14 protein-coding genes are annotated in these 13,738 nt (G+C 63.9%); 6 read left to right on the top strand and 8 right to left on the bottom strand.

Going from position 1 to position 13,738, the window contains the following annotated elements:
• The first annotated feature begins 25 nt into the window (after positions 1 to 25).
• The 4 genes from P5W99_RS28285 (at position 26) to P5W99_RS28300 (ending at position 4,179) form a co-directional block, all read left to right on the top strand.
• Positions 26 to 1,138, top strand: a complete 1,113-nt coding sequence (locus tag P5W99_RS28285; RefSeq protein WP_421027167.1) for a porin — start codon at positions 26 to 28, stop codon at positions 1,136 to 1,138.
• 65 nt (positions 1,139 to 1,203) lie between these two features.
• Entirely contained in the window at positions 1,204 to 2,196 is a 993-nt protein-coding gene (locus P5W99_RS28290; RefSeq protein ID WP_421027168.1) for a YncE family protein, read from the top strand.
• A gap of 160 nt (positions 2,197 to 2,356) precedes the next feature.
• Positions 2,357 to 3,649, top strand: a complete 1,293-nt coding sequence (oxlT, locus tag P5W99_RS28295; protein ID WP_421027169.1) for an oxalate/formate MFS antiporter — start codon at positions 2,357 to 2,359, stop codon at positions 3,647 to 3,649.
• Positions 3,650 to 3,906: 257 nt separating this feature from the next.
• Positions 3,907 to 4,179, top strand: coding sequence for a DUF4148 domain-containing protein (locus P5W99_RS28300; protein WP_421027170.1), 273 nt, complete (start codon positions 3,907 to 3,909; stop codon positions 4,177 to 4,179).
• A 66-nt stretch (positions 4,180 to 4,245) separates the two neighbouring features.
• Here the strand turns inward: P5W99_RS28300 and P5W99_RS28305 are convergent, their stop codons facing one another.
• The 8 genes from P5W99_RS28305 to P5W99_RS28340 all read right to left on the bottom strand — a co-directional run bounded on the left by P5W99_RS28305 (position 4,246) and on the right by P5W99_RS28340 (position 13,014).
• Positions 4,246 to 4,407 carry a hypothetical protein gene (locus P5W99_RS28305; protein WP_421027171.1) on the bottom strand — a complete coding sequence of 54 codons (162 nt, stop codon included), beginning with the start codon at positions 4,405 to 4,407 and terminating at the stop codon, positions 4,246 to 4,248.
• A gap of 101 nt (positions 4,408 to 4,508) precedes the next feature.
• A complete protein-coding gene (fdhA, locus tag P5W99_RS28310; protein ID WP_421027172.1) occupies positions 4,509 to 5,705 on the bottom strand; it encodes a formaldehyde dehydrogenase, glutathione-independent in 1,197 nt (398 codons plus the stop codon).
• Between the two features lie 156 nt (positions 5,706 to 5,861).
• A complete protein-coding gene (locus P5W99_RS28315) occupies positions 5,862 to 6,329 on the bottom strand; it encodes a dihydroneopterin aldolase (protein WP_421027173.1) in 468 nt (155 codons plus the stop codon).
• Positions 6,326 to 6,964: a sarcosine oxidase subunit gamma gene (locus P5W99_RS28320; protein ID WP_421027174.1), complete on the bottom strand. Its 639-nt coding sequence runs from the start codon at positions 6,962 to 6,964 to the stop codon at positions 6,326 to 6,328. The genes P5W99_RS28315 and P5W99_RS28320 overlap by 4 nt, the downstream gene beginning before the upstream one ends.
• Positions 6,954 to 9,962, bottom strand: a complete 3,009-nt coding sequence (locus P5W99_RS28325) for a sarcosine oxidase subunit alpha family protein (RefSeq protein ID WP_421027175.1) — start codon at positions 9,960 to 9,962, stop codon at positions 6,954 to 6,956. Before P5W99_RS28325 ends, P5W99_RS28320 begins: the two co-directional genes overlap by 11 nt.
• The gene (locus P5W99_RS28330; RefSeq protein WP_421027176.1) at positions 9,959 to 10,318 is read right to left on the bottom strand and encodes a sarcosine oxidase subunit delta; all 360 of its coding nucleotides are present in this window, start codon (positions 10,316 to 10,318) and stop codon (positions 9,959 to 9,961) included. The genes P5W99_RS28325 and P5W99_RS28330 overlap by 4 nt, the downstream gene beginning before the upstream one ends.
• 28 nt (positions 10,319 to 10,346) lie before the next feature.
• Positions 10,347 to 11,591, bottom strand: coding sequence for a sarcosine oxidase subunit beta family protein (locus P5W99_RS28335; protein WP_421027177.1), 1,245 nt, complete (start codon positions 11,589 to 11,591; stop codon positions 10,347 to 10,349).
• A gap of 37 nt (positions 11,592 to 11,628) precedes the next feature.
• Positions 11,629 to 13,014, bottom strand: coding sequence for an L-serine ammonia-lyase (locus tag P5W99_RS28340; RefSeq protein ID WP_434664542.1), 1,386 nt, complete (start codon positions 13,012 to 13,014; stop codon positions 11,629 to 11,631).
• Between the two features lie 107 nt (positions 13,015 to 13,121).
• Here P5W99_RS28340 and P5W99_RS28345 point away from each other — a divergent pair, with 107 nt between their 5' ends.
• Complete coding sequence (locus P5W99_RS28345) at positions 13,122 to 13,412, top strand: hypothetical protein (protein WP_421027179.1); 291 nt, start codon at positions 13,122 to 13,124, stop codon at positions 13,410 to 13,412.
• 66 nt (positions 13,413 to 13,478) lie between these two features.
• Positions 13,479 to 13,736: a PAAR domain-containing protein gene (locus tag P5W99_RS28350; RefSeq protein WP_421027180.1), complete on the top strand. Its 258-nt coding sequence runs from the start codon at positions 13,479 to 13,481 to the stop codon at positions 13,734 to 13,736.
• The last annotated feature ends 2 nt before the right edge of the window (positions 13,737 to 13,738 follow it).

The following is a 13,738-nucleotide window of genomic DNA, read 5'->3' on the forward strand; positions in this document are numbered from 1 at the left end:
CAGATATCGATCCATTTTTATCGGAGTGCTTATCGTTTCGGCGTCGTCCGCGGCAGATGCGCAGAGCAGCGTAACGCTGTACGGCTCGATCGACGAAGCCGCGGCCTACTACAACAACACGGGCGGCCACTCGCTCGTGGCAATGCAAAACGCCGACAATGGATCGACGTACTGGGGCCTCAAAGGCAAGGAAGACCTCGGTGGCGGCCTGAATGCGATCTTCACCCTGGAGAGCTCCTTCGACATTACACACGGATCGCTGTCGAACAATCGCATTTTCGCCCACCAGGCCACCGTCGGTCTTGGCGGTGACGCCTACGGCACGCTCACGATGGGGCGGCAGTTCGATCCGACGGTCGACCTGATTCAGCCGATTACCGGCGACAGCTTTGCGGGACCCGTTTTCACCACGCCGGGCGATGCCGACAATAACGACAACTCGGTGTGGATCAACAGCTCGATCAAGTACGCGAGCCCGACCTACGCGGGCTTCCAGTACGAGCTGATGTACGGGGTTGGCGGAATCGCCGGCAACGCCACCGGCGGCCACGCGTACGGGGCGGCCGCCTCGTACAACCATGGCGGACTGACGCTCGCCACCGGCTATCTGTTCGCGAAGAACGATGCCAACGGTACCGGCGCAGCGGACCTTACGCAAGATAACTCGGTCACGCCCCTCTTCGGCGCGACGCCCATGTTCGGTTCCCGGCAGATCGTCCAGGTCGCGGCGCAGTATGTCATCGGCAACCTGACCGCCAACATCCGCTACAGCAACGCGCAGTACAAGCCGTACACGGATTACGGCGCTTTCAACCGCACCGAAACATTCAATGTTGGCGGTGCTGCGCTCCAGTATCAATTCACTCCGGCGCTGTCCGGCGCGCTCAACTACGTGTACACGCACTCGAGCGGCGCGTCGTCGGCAACTTACAACAACTTCGGTGCGAACGCAACTTACTCGTTGAGCAAGCGCACGAGCTTCTATGCCGACGTCGCGTATTCCCACGCGAGCGGCACGACGTTCAGCGAGGACGGTTCCGGGATCGTCGCGGCGGGCGGCACGGTGGGCGATCTCGCCGCGAGTTCGAGCACCCGTTCGCAGGTCGTGGCGATCATCGGCATCACGCACAAGTTCTGAAGTCGCATTCAAGGTAGTCGATAAAACTCACTAAAGAAACGCGTTCATTTCCTACTGGAGGCAACATGGCATTTTTCAGGCACAAAACGTTGACGATCACTCTCGTCGCAATGGGGTTGTGCGCCGTCGGGACCTATGCGCAGGCGTCGCAGTACCAGCTCGTCAAAACGATCGACCTGCCCGGCAGCAAGGGCGGTCACGGCGATTGGGTCACCTACGACAAGGACACCCACGCGGTCTGGCTGTCCCAGTCGCCCAATCACAATGTGGTCGTGATCGATGCGAAGACCATGGCGATCAAGAAGACGCTCTCGGGCGTCGATTCCGGCAACGGCATCGATTTCGACGCGAACCACGCCTACGTCACCGATGCGACCACGGGCAAGTTGATCGTCTATGACAAACACTCGTTCGACCGCATCGCCGCCGTCGACAGCGGCGGCAAGACCCCCGACGGCGTGAACGTGGACACGAAGTCGGGCGCCATCCTGCTCGCGAACGACGACAGCAACAACGAGGCCGTTTTTGAGCCGAAGGCCCCGTACAAACTCACCACGACGTTCAAGCTCAAGCCTGAAGACGACAAGGATGGACCGGACGTCGCGCTCTACGTCGCTTCCACTGACCGCCTGTATCAACCCGTTGGCGGCAAGATCGACGTGATCAATCCGAATACCCATGAGATCGAGGCGGTATGGGACTTCGGCCTGAAGGGCGCGGCCAAGGGCGGTGTCTACGACAGCAAAACGAATCATCTGATCTTCGGCACCAGCGACAAGAAGATGCTTGTGGTGAACCCGGCAACGGGCAAGCTCGTGGCGACCATCGACGTCGCGGGCGCAGTGGACCAGACGGCTATCGACACCGACAAGCGCCGCGCGTTCATCGGCGACAAAACCGGCAACCTCGAAGTGGTCGACCTCGACACGAACCATGTTATCGACCACATCCAGACCGAGCCCAAGGTCCACACGCTGACCGTCGACACGGCAACCCATCGCGTCTACGTCTATCTCAACGAAAGCAACAAGGTTGGGGTGTACGAGCAGAAGTCCTGATATCGCACACCGGAGACGGGTGGCGCAGCAGCATGGTCCCCTGCCCCGCCCGCGCCGCGCCTGCACCGCATGAATGGAACGCGGGGGCGGCGCGCAAGATCGCGAAGGATCGCATCGACGCGTGCCGTCACCCGACCGCTAATTTGTAGGAGAAGTCGTCATGTCATCCGCTGCCTCGCCGGCAGGCAAGCCCTTGCTCAGAAGCCGCTGGACTCAGCTGTTCATCGGCATTGCCTGCATGGCACTCGTCGCCAATCTGCAATATGCGTGGACACTATTCGTTGTCCCAATGAAAACCCAGAATCTCTGGAGCGCTGCCGAAGTTCAAACGGCATTCTCCATTTTCATTCTGGTCGAAACCTGGCTCGTGCCGGTCGAGGGATGGCTGGTGGACCGCTTCGGCCCGCGCCCCGTCGTCATGGCCGGCGCGGTATTCGTTGCGCTTAGCTGGGTGATCGACTCGTTCGCCACCTCGCTGCCCGTGCTCTACACCGCCTCGGTCATCGCCGGGCTCGGCGCGGGCTGCGTGTACGGCACCTGCGTCGGCAACGCGCTCAAGTGGTTCCCGGACCGGCGCGGGCTCGCCGCCGGCCTGACCGCGGCGGGCTTTGGCGCCGGCGCCGCGCTGACGGTCATCCCGATCGCGAACATGATTCACCATTCCGGATATCGGCAGACGTTCTTCGTGTTCGGCATCATTCAGGGCATCGCGATCTTCATCCTGAGCATTGCGTTGATTCGCCCCAATCCGGGTCCCGGCATCAAACCGGTGGCGCGCGTGGTGACGAGCAAGGTCGACTATCCGCCGAGCCAGATGGTCAAAACGCCGCTTTTCTGGATGATCTATCTGCTCTTCGTGCTCGTAGCGGCCGGCGGCCTGATCGCGACGGCGCAGCTCGGCCCGATTGCGAAATCGTTTGGCTTCGCGAAGCTCCCTGTGCAATTCCTTGGCACGACGTTGCCCCTGCTGACGCTGGCGCTCTCGGTCGACAATCTGCTCAACGGGCTGACGCGCCCCCTCTGCGGTCTCCTGTCCGACAAGATCGGCCGCGAGAACACCATGCTGATCGTGTTCATCGGCGAGGGGCTCGCTTTGCTCGGGATGAATGCATATGGTCACGATCCATACGCATTCCTGATCTTTGCGCCGCTGATCTTCCTGTGCTGGGGTGAGATTTACTCCATCTTCCCGGCGATCTGCGCGGATACGTTCGGCGGCAAATACGCGTCGTCGAATGCCGGCACGCTTTATACCGCCAAGGGCACGGCGTCGCTGCTCGTCCCGATCGCGTCGCTGGTGGCCGCAGGCGGATCGTGGGAGCACGTGCTGATCGGCTCCGCCGTGGTGTCGATCGTCGCGGGCGTGTCGGCCAAGTTCATTCTCGCGCCCATGCGAAAGCGCTGGTTCAAGGGCATGAGTGACGAGGTTGCTCCAGTACTCCAGACTCAATGATCGCAACCGCGAGTTCCGCGCTGGCGAGTATGCGCGACCGGAAAGCTGGATGGCGGAAAGCGCCGACATGCGCATCGCCTCCGGCCCCTGCTTCCGGCATCATCAGGGCGTCAGCCGACGCAGTGCTTTGTGCCGCCATTGCTGGCGCCCTTCTCCAGTTAACTGTTCCTTAAGTCTGCGCTGTCAAGCTAATTGTGCCAGCCGCTGCCCCGCCCGGGTCCGCAGCGCTGATACCTCACTAGCTGGAGGCACAGACGATGAATCGGACACTTAAAATAGCCGCGTTTGCGGCTGCATTGCTTGTACCGGCCCTTACTTTCGCTCAAGCACCGCAAACATCCAATGGGCCGCTCACGCGTGCCCAGGTGCGCGCGGAATTGGCCCAGCTCCGGCAAGCCGGCTACAGGTCCACCGGACGCGATAACCATTATCCTGACAACCTGCACGCAGCCCAGGCGCGTATCGCTGCAGCGGCCCCCGGTACGACGCCAGGCCAAACCACTCCCACGATGGCACCGAATATGCAGTGAAAACATGATTGCGCCGGCGTGAACCTGCGCCGGCAAAGGGCTCGAGTGTCCGGCGCGTACGTCCGGTCAGGCGATGGCGGCGACCCGTCTCGGGCAGAGCCAGCGCATCGAATCGATAAGGGGCTGGGCCAGCGAAACAAGGTGCCCGCAGGCCAGTTCGAAGAGTTCGGTGGGAAGTGCGCGTCGCGCCTTGCTGAAGGCCTGCGCGCTGGCACGGACATCATCCATGCAGCCATGCGGGGCAACGCTGGCAGACCTGCACAAAATCAGGGAAATGCCAACGCCGCCCGTACCACGTAAAAGCGTAAGCGCTTACGCGCTACCGCCCATCAAGCCGCCAACAACCCATGCGGGTCGATCACAAACTTCCGCGGCGCGCCGCCATCAAACTTCTTATACCCTTCAGGCGCTTCATCAAGCGAAATAACCGAGACATTAACGATCTTGGCGATCGGCAACCGATCAAACAAAATTGCCTGCATCAGATTGCGGTTGTACTTGAGCACCGGCGTCTGCCCGGTATGGAACGTGTGCGACTTCGCCCAGCCCAGGCCAAATCGAATGCTCAGGCCGCCGTGCTGCGCGGCAACGTCCTTCGCGCCCGGGTCCTCGGTCACATAAAGCCCCGGAATACCGATCATGCCCGCAGGACGCGTGATTTCCATGAGCGAGTTGAGCACCGTGGCCGGCGCTTCTTCCGAGTGGCCCGACGCGCCGTGACCGTGCGCCTCGAAGCCCACGCAATCCACCGCGCAATCGATCTCCGGCTTGCCGAGAATCTGCTCGATCTGCTCGCCCAGCGAAGCATCCTTCGAAAGATCCACGACTTCGAAGCCCATCGCCTTCGCATGCGCGAGACGTTCCGCATTCATGTCGCCGACGATGGTGCAAGCCGCGCCAAGCAAACGCGCAGAAGCCGCCGCAGCCATGCCAACAGGGCCCGCGCCCGCGATATACACCGTCGAGCCCGGCTTCACGCCCGCCGTCACTGCGCCGTGATAGCCCGTGGGCAGAATGTCCGAAAGGCAGGTGAGGTCGCGAATCTTCGACATCGCCTGTTCCTTGTCCGGGAACTTCAACAGATTGAAATCGGCATACGGCACGAGCACGTACTCGGCCTGGCCGCCAATCCAGCCGCCCATATCGACATAACCATACGCGCCGCCCGCGCGCGCCGGGTTCACGGTCAGGCACACGCCCGTGTTCTGCTCGCGGCACATCGCGCAACGGCCGCATGCAACGTTGAACGGCACCGAGACCAGGTCGCCGAGCTTGAGCGTCTCGACGTCCTTACCAATTTCGACCACTTCGCCCGTGATCTCGTGACCGAGCACGAGGCCGATCGGCGCGGTGGTACGGCCGCGCACCATATGCTGGTCCGAGCCGCAGATGTTCGTGCTGACCACCTTGAGAATCACGCCATGGCCGATCGCGCGGCCGGACGGATCGACCATCTTCGGATAGTCGATCTTCTGCACTTCGACCTTGCCCGGTCCTTGATACACGACGCCTCGATTGCTCATCACCTTGTCTCCTTCAGAGTTGGCGCTGCGCTTCTCTAGCGGCGCGCAGCGATATGTGGAGCGTAGCCCGCCGCACGCACCCCGCGATGTGCAAAAGCCGACGCGTGCTTGCCTCGATCCGACATCGGCGGAAAACATCAAATGCTGCGGCGCACTACGCTACCAGCGTCCTGTGGCGCTCCACTGCAGATAATCGGCGCGCGTCCATTCGAGCGACACGCCGATGCGCTGCGTGCCGGGCCGGATCTTCGGCTTGTGCACTTCGATCGTGAGCGTATCGAGCGCGGGCCACTCGCGAAACGAGAGCGCCGCAATATCGGCCACCAGCGTTTCGAGCAGCCGCGTATGCGGCTTCTTCGCGAGAAACTCCGCAATGCGCGCGCAATAGCGCTCGTAATCGATCCAATCGCTCTCTTCCTTCGGCATCGAGCGATAGCCCAGTTGCGCATCGATCACGAGCGGCTGCGGCTGGCCATGCTCGTGCGCATGAATGCCGATGCGCGCGGGCACGCTCAGGCCCTCGACGAACACACTCCAGCCGCGGCCGCGCGAGGGCGGCACATCGCGCGCCGCCGGCGCATCGAACGGTGCGGGCGCCGGATCGAAGGTTCCGTCGACGATCTTCATGACGCAAGCGACGCCGTGGCGTCTACCATGATGCGGCAGAAGTAATCCGCGAAGCTGCGGCGCACGACGATCTCGAAGCGGTCGCCGCCCATCGGAACCAGCACGATCGAGGCCTTGAAGAACACGCTCTGCGCGCACTGCCCTTCCTTGAACAGCCCCGGATGCAGGTCCAGCGGGCAGCCGCGCGAGAGCAGCTCGCGCGTGCGCGCGCCGTCGATCTCCACCACCGTGTAGCCGCTGCCCACGTCCACGGCGGCCGCGTACGCCTCGCCGAATGCGGGCGCGAGCTTCGCTTCGAGCACGCCGGCCTGCACCGCCGCGTCCGAGCGCACGAGCCATTCGTCGGGGCCGAGCCACAGCACGTCGTAGCCGTTGCCGCGCGTGACCGTGTTGGGCGTCGAAGGCGGCTGGCAGCCGACCACCTGGGCAAACCCGTCCACGAACGCCGGATCGCTCAGTTCGCCGCGCACGTTCACCAGATCGCGGAACGGCAGTTCACGCAGGGTGAAGCCGTTCGGCGCGCGGCCCTCCTGGGCCTTGATGAGCCCGGCCACGCCGGCGAAAGGCGACTCGAGCCGCACCGCTGCTGCTGCGCGCTCCGCAAGGGGCGCCGTATCCATCGTTTCATTCAACATGCTGACGCACCCCTTCAGTGTCGTAAAAAATCGGGCTGGCAATCTTCGCCTTCACGCGCCGGCCATCGGCCATCGAGATCGCGACGTATTCGCCGGTTTTGTTGTGGCCGCCCTTCACGACCGCCAGTGCGATCGAGCGGTCGAGAATCGGGCTGTAGTAGCTCGACGTCACGTGGCCCAGCATCGGCGTGGTGCCGTCGGCCCTCTGCTGCGCATTCACGTCCACGATCTGGCCGCCTTCGGGCAGCACGAACTTCGCATCGTCGGTCAGGAGTCCGACGAACTGCTTGCGCCCGTCCTTCGCGGTGTCCGAGCGCTTGAGCGAGCGGCGCCCCAGGAAGTCCTTGGTCTGCGAAACCAGCCCGCCCATGCCCAGGTCGAACGGCGTGACCGAACCGTCGGTGTCCTGGCCGACGATGATGTAGCCCTTCTCCGCGCGCAGCACGTGCATCGTTTCCGTGCCGTACGGCGTGATGTTGAACTCCGCGCCCGCGGCCATCAGCGCTTCCCACACCGCGCGGCCCGCGTTCGCCGGCACGTTCACTTCATAGGCCAGCTCGCCCGAGAAGCTGATGCGCATGACGCGCGACTTCACGCCTGCCACCGTGCCGTTGCGATACGACATAAACGGGAACGCGGCGTTGTCGAAGTCGATGTCCCTGCACACCTTCTGCAGCACCTTGCGGCTCTTCGGGCCCACCACGGCGAAGGTCGCCCAGTGATCGGTCACCGAAGACAGACGCACCTTCATGTCGGGCCACTCGGTCTGCAGCCAGCGTTCGAGCCACGTGAGCACGCGCGCGGCGCCACCCGTGGTGGTCGTCATCATGTAGTGCTGCGCTCCGAGGCGCACCGTCACGCCGTCGTCGAACACCATGCCGTTCTCGTCGAGCATCAGGCCGTAGCGGCACTTGCCCACTTCGAGCTTGAGCCACGGATTCGTGTAGACCCAGTTGAGCAGCTTCGCGGCGTCCGGGCCCTGGATGTCGATCTTGCCGAGCGTCGACGCATCGAGAATGCCCACGCTGTTGCGCACCGCGAGGCACTCGCGCCTGAGCGCCGCGTGCATGTCCTCGCCCTTCTTCGGGTAGTACCAGGGGCGCTTCCAGTTGCCCACGTCCTCGAACAGCGCGCCGTTCTCTTCGTGCCACTCGTGAATGCAGGTCTTGCGGATCGGGTCGAGGAAGTCGCCCAGTTCGCGGCCCGCCACGGTGCCGAACGTCACGGGCGTGTAGTTCGGGCGGAACGTGGTCGTGCCGGTTTCCGGAATCGACTTGCCGAGCGCATCGGCGAGAATCGCCATGCCGTTGATGTTGCCGAGCTTGCCCTGGTCGGTGCCGAAGCCCATCGCCGTGTAGCGCTTCACGTGCTCGACCGACTCGAAGCCTTCGCGCGCGGCCAGCAGGATGTCCGATGCGGCCACGTCGTTCTGGAAGTCGACGAACTGCTTCGGTCCGCGCGGCGCGGCCTTGCGGCTGCCCACGAGCCACAGCGGCTGCAGCGGCGTTTCCGTGATCTCGGCGGCCTTCGGCACCTGCGGGCGCGTCACGGTGAAGCCGAGCGACTTCGTTGCATCGATGCCGGCATCGACTGCCTGGGTCAGGCCGCGTGCCAGGCTGAATTCGCCCACTGCCGCGCCCACGCTCACTTCCTGCTGCATGCGCTTGCCCGGCGTGAAGCAGGCCTTCGCATCGTTCCAGTGCGCCTTGCCGCCCGACTGCGCGAACAGGTGCAGCACCGGGCTGAAGCCGCCCGACATCGCCACCAGATCGCACGGCAGGTCAGCCAGCTTCGCGCCGGTCTGGCCGTTCTGATACGCGACCACCTCGACCGAGTTCACGCGCAGCTTGCCGTGCGCAGCCATGATGGCCGCGTTGTTCATGATCTTCACGCCCTGGCGGCGCGCGGCGTCCTGCAGGGCGCCCTTGCCCTGCGCACGCGAATCGACCACCGTGACTTCCGCGCCGCAGGCCTTCACGTCGAGCGCGCAGCGGTAGCCCGCGTCGTTGTTCGCGAACACCACGACCTTGCGGCCCGGCAGCACGCCATAGCGATGAATGTAGGTGCACACCGCCGAGGCCATCATGACGCCCGGCAGATCGTTGTTGCCGAACACGATGGGACGCTCGTGCGCGCCGGTGGCGAGAATCACGCGCTTCGCGCGGATCTTCCAGAGCAGTTCGCGCGTGCCCTTGCGCGTCGAGACCGGCAGATGCTCGGTCAGGCGCTGCGTGACGGTCACGAGGTTGTGATCCTGGTAGCCGAAGGCCGTGCTGCGCGAGAGGATCTTCACGTCCGGCATGGCCGCGAGTTCCGCCTCGATCTTTTCGACCCACTGGATGGCGGGGCGGCCGTCGATCTCGGTCTTGCACGACAGCAGGCTGCCGCCCAGTTCGCGCTGGTCGTCGACGAGAATCACGCGCGCGCCGGCACGGCCCGCCGTGTGCGCCGCCAGCAGGCCCGTGGGGCCGCCGCCGACCACCAGCACGTCGCAATGCGCGAAGCACTTGTCGTAGCGGTCGCCGTCGCGCACTTCGGGCGCCTTGCCCAGACCCGCGGCCTCGCGGATCTTCTCTTCGTACTTCGGCCAGAATTTACGCGGCCACATGAAGGTCTTGTAGTAGAAGCCCGCCGGCAGGAAGCGCGAGAACTTCTGGTTGATCGCCATGCGGTCGTGCTCGAGGTCCGGCTCCGCGTTCACGCTGGTCGCCACGAGCCCCTGATAAAGCTCGATTTCGGTCGAGCGCGCGTTCGGCACGGTGTACGCGCCGCGTTCGAGCTGCACCACGGCATTCGGCTCGGCCACATCGGCGGTCACGATGCCGCGCGGGCGGTGGTACTTGAAGCTGCGCGCGACGAAGTGCACGTCGTTGGCCAGCAGCGCCGAGGCGAGCGTGTCGCCCTGATAGCCCTGATAGGTGCGGCCGTTGAACGTGAAGCTCAGCGGAATCGCGCGGTTGATGCGCCCGCCGGCGCCGAGACGGTTCTTCTGGCTCATCGCTGCTTGCTCCCCTGCGTGCCTTGTTGTGCGCCTTGTTGTGCGCCTTGTTGTGCGCCTTGTTGCGCCCTGGCCTGGACGTTCACTGCCGAGCCGGCGTCGCCAAACGTTTCGTAACCCTGAATGTCGTAACTGACGGTGTCGCGCGTCACCTTGAACCAGCGCCGGCAACCCTGCGTGTGCAGCCACTGCTCCTTGTGCACGCCGCGCGGGTTATCGCGCATGAACAGGTACTCGCCCCATTCGCGGTCGCTCAGCTTGTCGGTGTCCAGCGGCCGCGCGATGTCCGCCTCGCCGCCGCAGGTGAATTCGAGTTCGGCGCGCGGCCCGCACCATGGGCATTCGATCAGCAACATAATGTCTTCTCCTGTTTCAGGTGCGTAATCAGTGCGCCACGGCAGCTGCGCCGTGCTCGTCGATCAGATGGCCGTTATAGAAACGGTCCAGTGCGAACGGCGCGTTGAGCGGATGCGGTTCGTCGTTCGCGATGGTGTGCGCGAACACCCAGCCCGAGCCCGGCGTCGCCTTGAAGCCGCCGGTGCCCCAGCCGCAGTTGAAATAGAGGCCCTTCACGTCGGTCTTGCTGATGATCGGGCAGGCGTCGGGCGAAACGTCGACGATGCCGCCCCACTGGCGGTTCATGCGCACGCGCGAGAACACCGGGAACATTTCGACGATGGCCTGCAGCGTGCCTTCGATGATGTGATAGCTGCCGCGCTGGCCAAAGCCCGTGTACTGGTCGACGCCCGCGCCGATCACGAGGTCGCCCTTGTCGGACTGGCTGATGTACGCGTGCACCGCGTTCGACATGATGACCGAGTTGACCACCGGCTTGATGGGCTCGGAAACCAGCGCCTGCAGCGGATGGCTTTCGATCGGCAGGCGGATGCCGGCCATGTCGGCGAGCGTGGTGGTGTTGCCTGCGGCCACCACCGCCACCTTCTTCGCCTTGATGAAGCCCTTCACGGTATCCACGCCGGTCACGCGCCCGCCATCGCGGCGGATGCCCGTGACCTGGCAGTTCTGGATGATGTCCACGCCGTGACGGTCCGCGCCGCGCGCGAAGCCCCAGGCCACCGCATCGTGGCGCGCCACGCCGGCGCGGCGCTGAATCGACGCGCCCAGCACCGGATAGCGGCTGTTCAGGTTGATCGTGGGCTCGATCTCCTTGATCTGCTCGGGCGTGAGGAACTCGGCGTCCACGCCGTTCAGGCGGTTCGCGTTCACGCGGCGCTCGGTGTCGCGCACGTCCTGCAGGTTGTGCGCGAGATTCATCACGCCGCGCTGGCTGAACATCACGTTGTAGTTCAGGTCCTGCGAGAGCCCTTCCCAGAGCTTCATGGCCTTCTCATACAGCGCCGCCGACTCGTCCCACAGATAGTTCGAGCGCACGATGGTGGTGTTGCGCGCCGTGTTGCCGCCGCCGATCCAGCCCTTCTCCAGAATCGCGACGTTCTTCACGCCGTGCTCTTTCGCGAGGTAGTACGCGGTGGCCAGACCGTGCCCGCCGCCGCCGACGATCACGACGTCGTACTCCTTCTTCGGCTCGGGGCTCCTCCACTGCCGCTCCCAGTTCTCGTGATACGACAACCCGTTGCGGAACAGACTGAATATCGAATAGTGGCTCATCTTGCGGACCCCTTGCTCATTACCTTGATCGTTTCGATTAGCATTCGATGACGTTCACGGCCAAACCGCCGCGCGACGTCTCCTTGTATTTCGTTTTCATATCGGCGCCGGTCTCGCGCATCGTCTTGATGACGTTGTCGAGCGTGACGTAGTGCTGGCCGTCTCCCTTGAGCGCCATGCGCGAAGCGTTGAGCGCCTTGATCGCGCCCATCGCGTTGCGCTCGATGCACGGAATCTGCACGAGGCCGCCCACCGGGTCGCAAGTCATGCCCAGGTTGTGCTCCATGCCGATTTCAGCGGCATTCTCGACCTGCGTGGGCGTGCCGCCCATCACGGCTGCAAGCGCTGCCGCCGCCATCGAGCACGCCACACCCACCTCGCCCTGGCAGCCTACTTCCGCGCCCGAGATCGAGGCCGTTTCCTTGTAGATGATGCCGATGGCCGCAGCCGTGAGCAGAAAATCGACGATGCCCTTCTCGTTCGCGCCCGGAACGAACTTCACGTAGTAGTGAAGCACCGCGGGGATCACGCCGGCCGCCCCGTTGGTGGGCGCGGTCACGACCCGGCCGCCAGCGGCGTTTTCTTCGTTCACGGCCATCGCGTAGAGATTGACCCAGTCGAGCATCGAAAGCGGGTCGCGCAGCGACTCTTCCGAACGCGAGCGCAGATGCACCGAAAGATCGGCTGCGCGGCGCTTCACGCCCATCGGGCCGGGCAGCTCGCCATGCATCTTGCAGCCGCGCTCCACGCAGGCGGCCATCGCGCGCCAGATGCCCAGCAGCCCTTCGCGCACTTCTTCTGGCGAGCGCGACGCGCATTCGTTGGCGAACGTCACTTCCGCGATCGAAAGGCCGCTCTCGCTGCATACGCGCAGCAGGTCGTCGCCGGTGCGGAACGGATACGGCACCTCGCGGCCGCTGCGCACGCCGTTCACGCGGTCGCCGTCGCGGTTCACGACAAAGCCGCCGCCCACCGAGTAATACTCTTTCTCGACCAGCAGCTGGCCGTTTTCATCGAAGGCCTGAAAGCGCATGCCGTTCGAATGCAGCGTGTTTGCGCCGCCCATGGTCTTGCGATAGAAGCCGATGCCTTCCTTCTCGTCGAAGCGGATCGACTGCTTGCCCAGCACCACGAGCGTCTTTTCCGCACGAATCGCGGCGAGCCGCGGTTCGATGCGGTCGGGGTCGATCGTGTCGGGCAGATTGCCCTCAAGACCGAGCAGCACGGCCTTGTCGGTGCCGTGGCCCTTGCCCGTCGCGCCGAGCGAGCCATACAGCTCGACCTTCACGCGGCGCACGAAAGCGAGCAGGTTGGCGTCCTCGATATGGGACGCGAAGCGGCACGCGGCGACCATCGGTCCGACCGTATGCGAGCTCGATGGCCCGATCCCGATCTTGAACAGGTCGAAGACGCTGACGTTCATCTGACGATTCCCTTTAGTTGCCTGGTGGCCTGGTTAAAACGTGGCGTGACGCGCAAGGGTTGGAAATTGCACGGCTGACGTTAGACGCAAGTAGATCAAAAGCGCCGATGCGTCAGATAGAACAAAAACGCCATTGCCGTTGGACGCCCGCGCCAGCAAGGCTTTCGGGCGGATTGGAAGTGCGTTTTGGCGATGATTCACGGCGAAAAAACACAACTCGGCGGGACCGCTGTTTGGCTGTGCCGCCGATCCGTTCTGTCGTTGCTGCGTCGCAGCGCAAGCGCGCTGCGATCTTTGGCGAGTATCAAGCGAATATGAATTTGAGCGCCGCGCGATGCGCGGTGAATCGCTTTCGGCCGATTTTCGGATTTTTCGTGTTCCAGGCAAAAACTGGCTAGCAAAGGATAGGCGTCCGCGAACAACGCAAGTTGCCGCCACCCCCTTTCCTTTGGAGGTCAGAGCCGATGAGAGACGCAGTAACGGGGCGCGACGTTGCGCGCCTGGGCGATATCACAGACCACGGCGGCGAAGTCATTCAGGCCGCGTCGAACCTCACACACCACGGCGTACCGGTCGCGCTCGACGGTCACCTTGTACGGTGCGCGAAATGCGGCGGCGATTTTCCAATCGTCGCTAAGGGCAGGCGCACGCATGGCGGCGTGCGTGTGGCGTTCATCGGTGACACCACAACCTGCGGCGCGACATTACAGCGGGGGACCTGAGC

Source organism: Paraburkholderia sp. A3BS-1L (assembly GCF_051125215.1).
Taxonomy (GTDB): Bacteria; Pseudomonadota; Gammaproteobacteria; order Burkholderiales; family Burkholderiaceae; genus Paraburkholderia.

Coding starts and splice junctions, on each gene's coding strand:
- P5W99_RS28290 (WP_421027168.1), top strand. CDS start 1,204: ATGGCATTTTTCAGGCACAAAACGTTGACGATCACTCTCGTCGCAATG.
- oxlT (WP_421027169.1), top strand. CDS start 2,357: ATGTCATCCGCTGCCTCGCCGGCAGGCAAGCCCTTGCTCAGAAGCCGC.
- P5W99_RS28300 (WP_421027170.1), top strand. CDS start 3,907: ATGAATCGGACACTTAAAATAGCCGCGTTTGCGGCTGCATTGCTTGTA.
- P5W99_RS28305 (WP_421027171.1), bottom strand. CDS start 4,407: ATGGATGATGTCCGTGCCAGCGCGCAGGCCTTCAGCAAGGCGCGACGC.
- P5W99_RS28315 (WP_421027173.1), bottom strand. CDS start 6,329: ATGAAGATCGTCGACGGAACCTTCGATCCGGCGCCCGCACCGTTCGAT.
- P5W99_RS28320 (WP_421027174.1), bottom strand. CDS start 6,964: ATGTTGAATGAAACGATGGATACGGCGCCCCTTGCGGAGCGCGCAGCA.
- P5W99_RS28325 (WP_421027175.1), bottom strand. CDS start 9,962: ATGAGCCAGAAGAACCGTCTCGGCGCCGGCGGGCGCATCAACCGCGCG.
- P5W99_RS28330 (WP_421027176.1), bottom strand. CDS start 10,318: ATGTTGCTGATCGAATGCCCATGGTGCGGGCCGCGCGCCGAACTCGAA.
- P5W99_RS28335 (WP_421027177.1), bottom strand. CDS start 11,591: ATGAGCCACTATTCGATATTCAGTCTGTTCCGCAACGGGTTGTCGTAT.
- P5W99_RS28340 (WP_434664542.1), bottom strand. CDS start 13,014: ATGAACGTCAGCGTCTTCGACCTGTTCAAGATCGGGATCGGGCCATCG.
- P5W99_RS28345 (WP_421027179.1), top strand. CDS start 13,122: ATGCGTCAGATAGAACAAAAACGCCATTGCCGTTGGACGCCCGCGCCA.
- P5W99_RS28350 (WP_421027180.1), top strand. CDS start 13,479: ATGAGAGACGCAGTAACGGGGCGCGACGTTGCGCGCCTGGGCGATATC.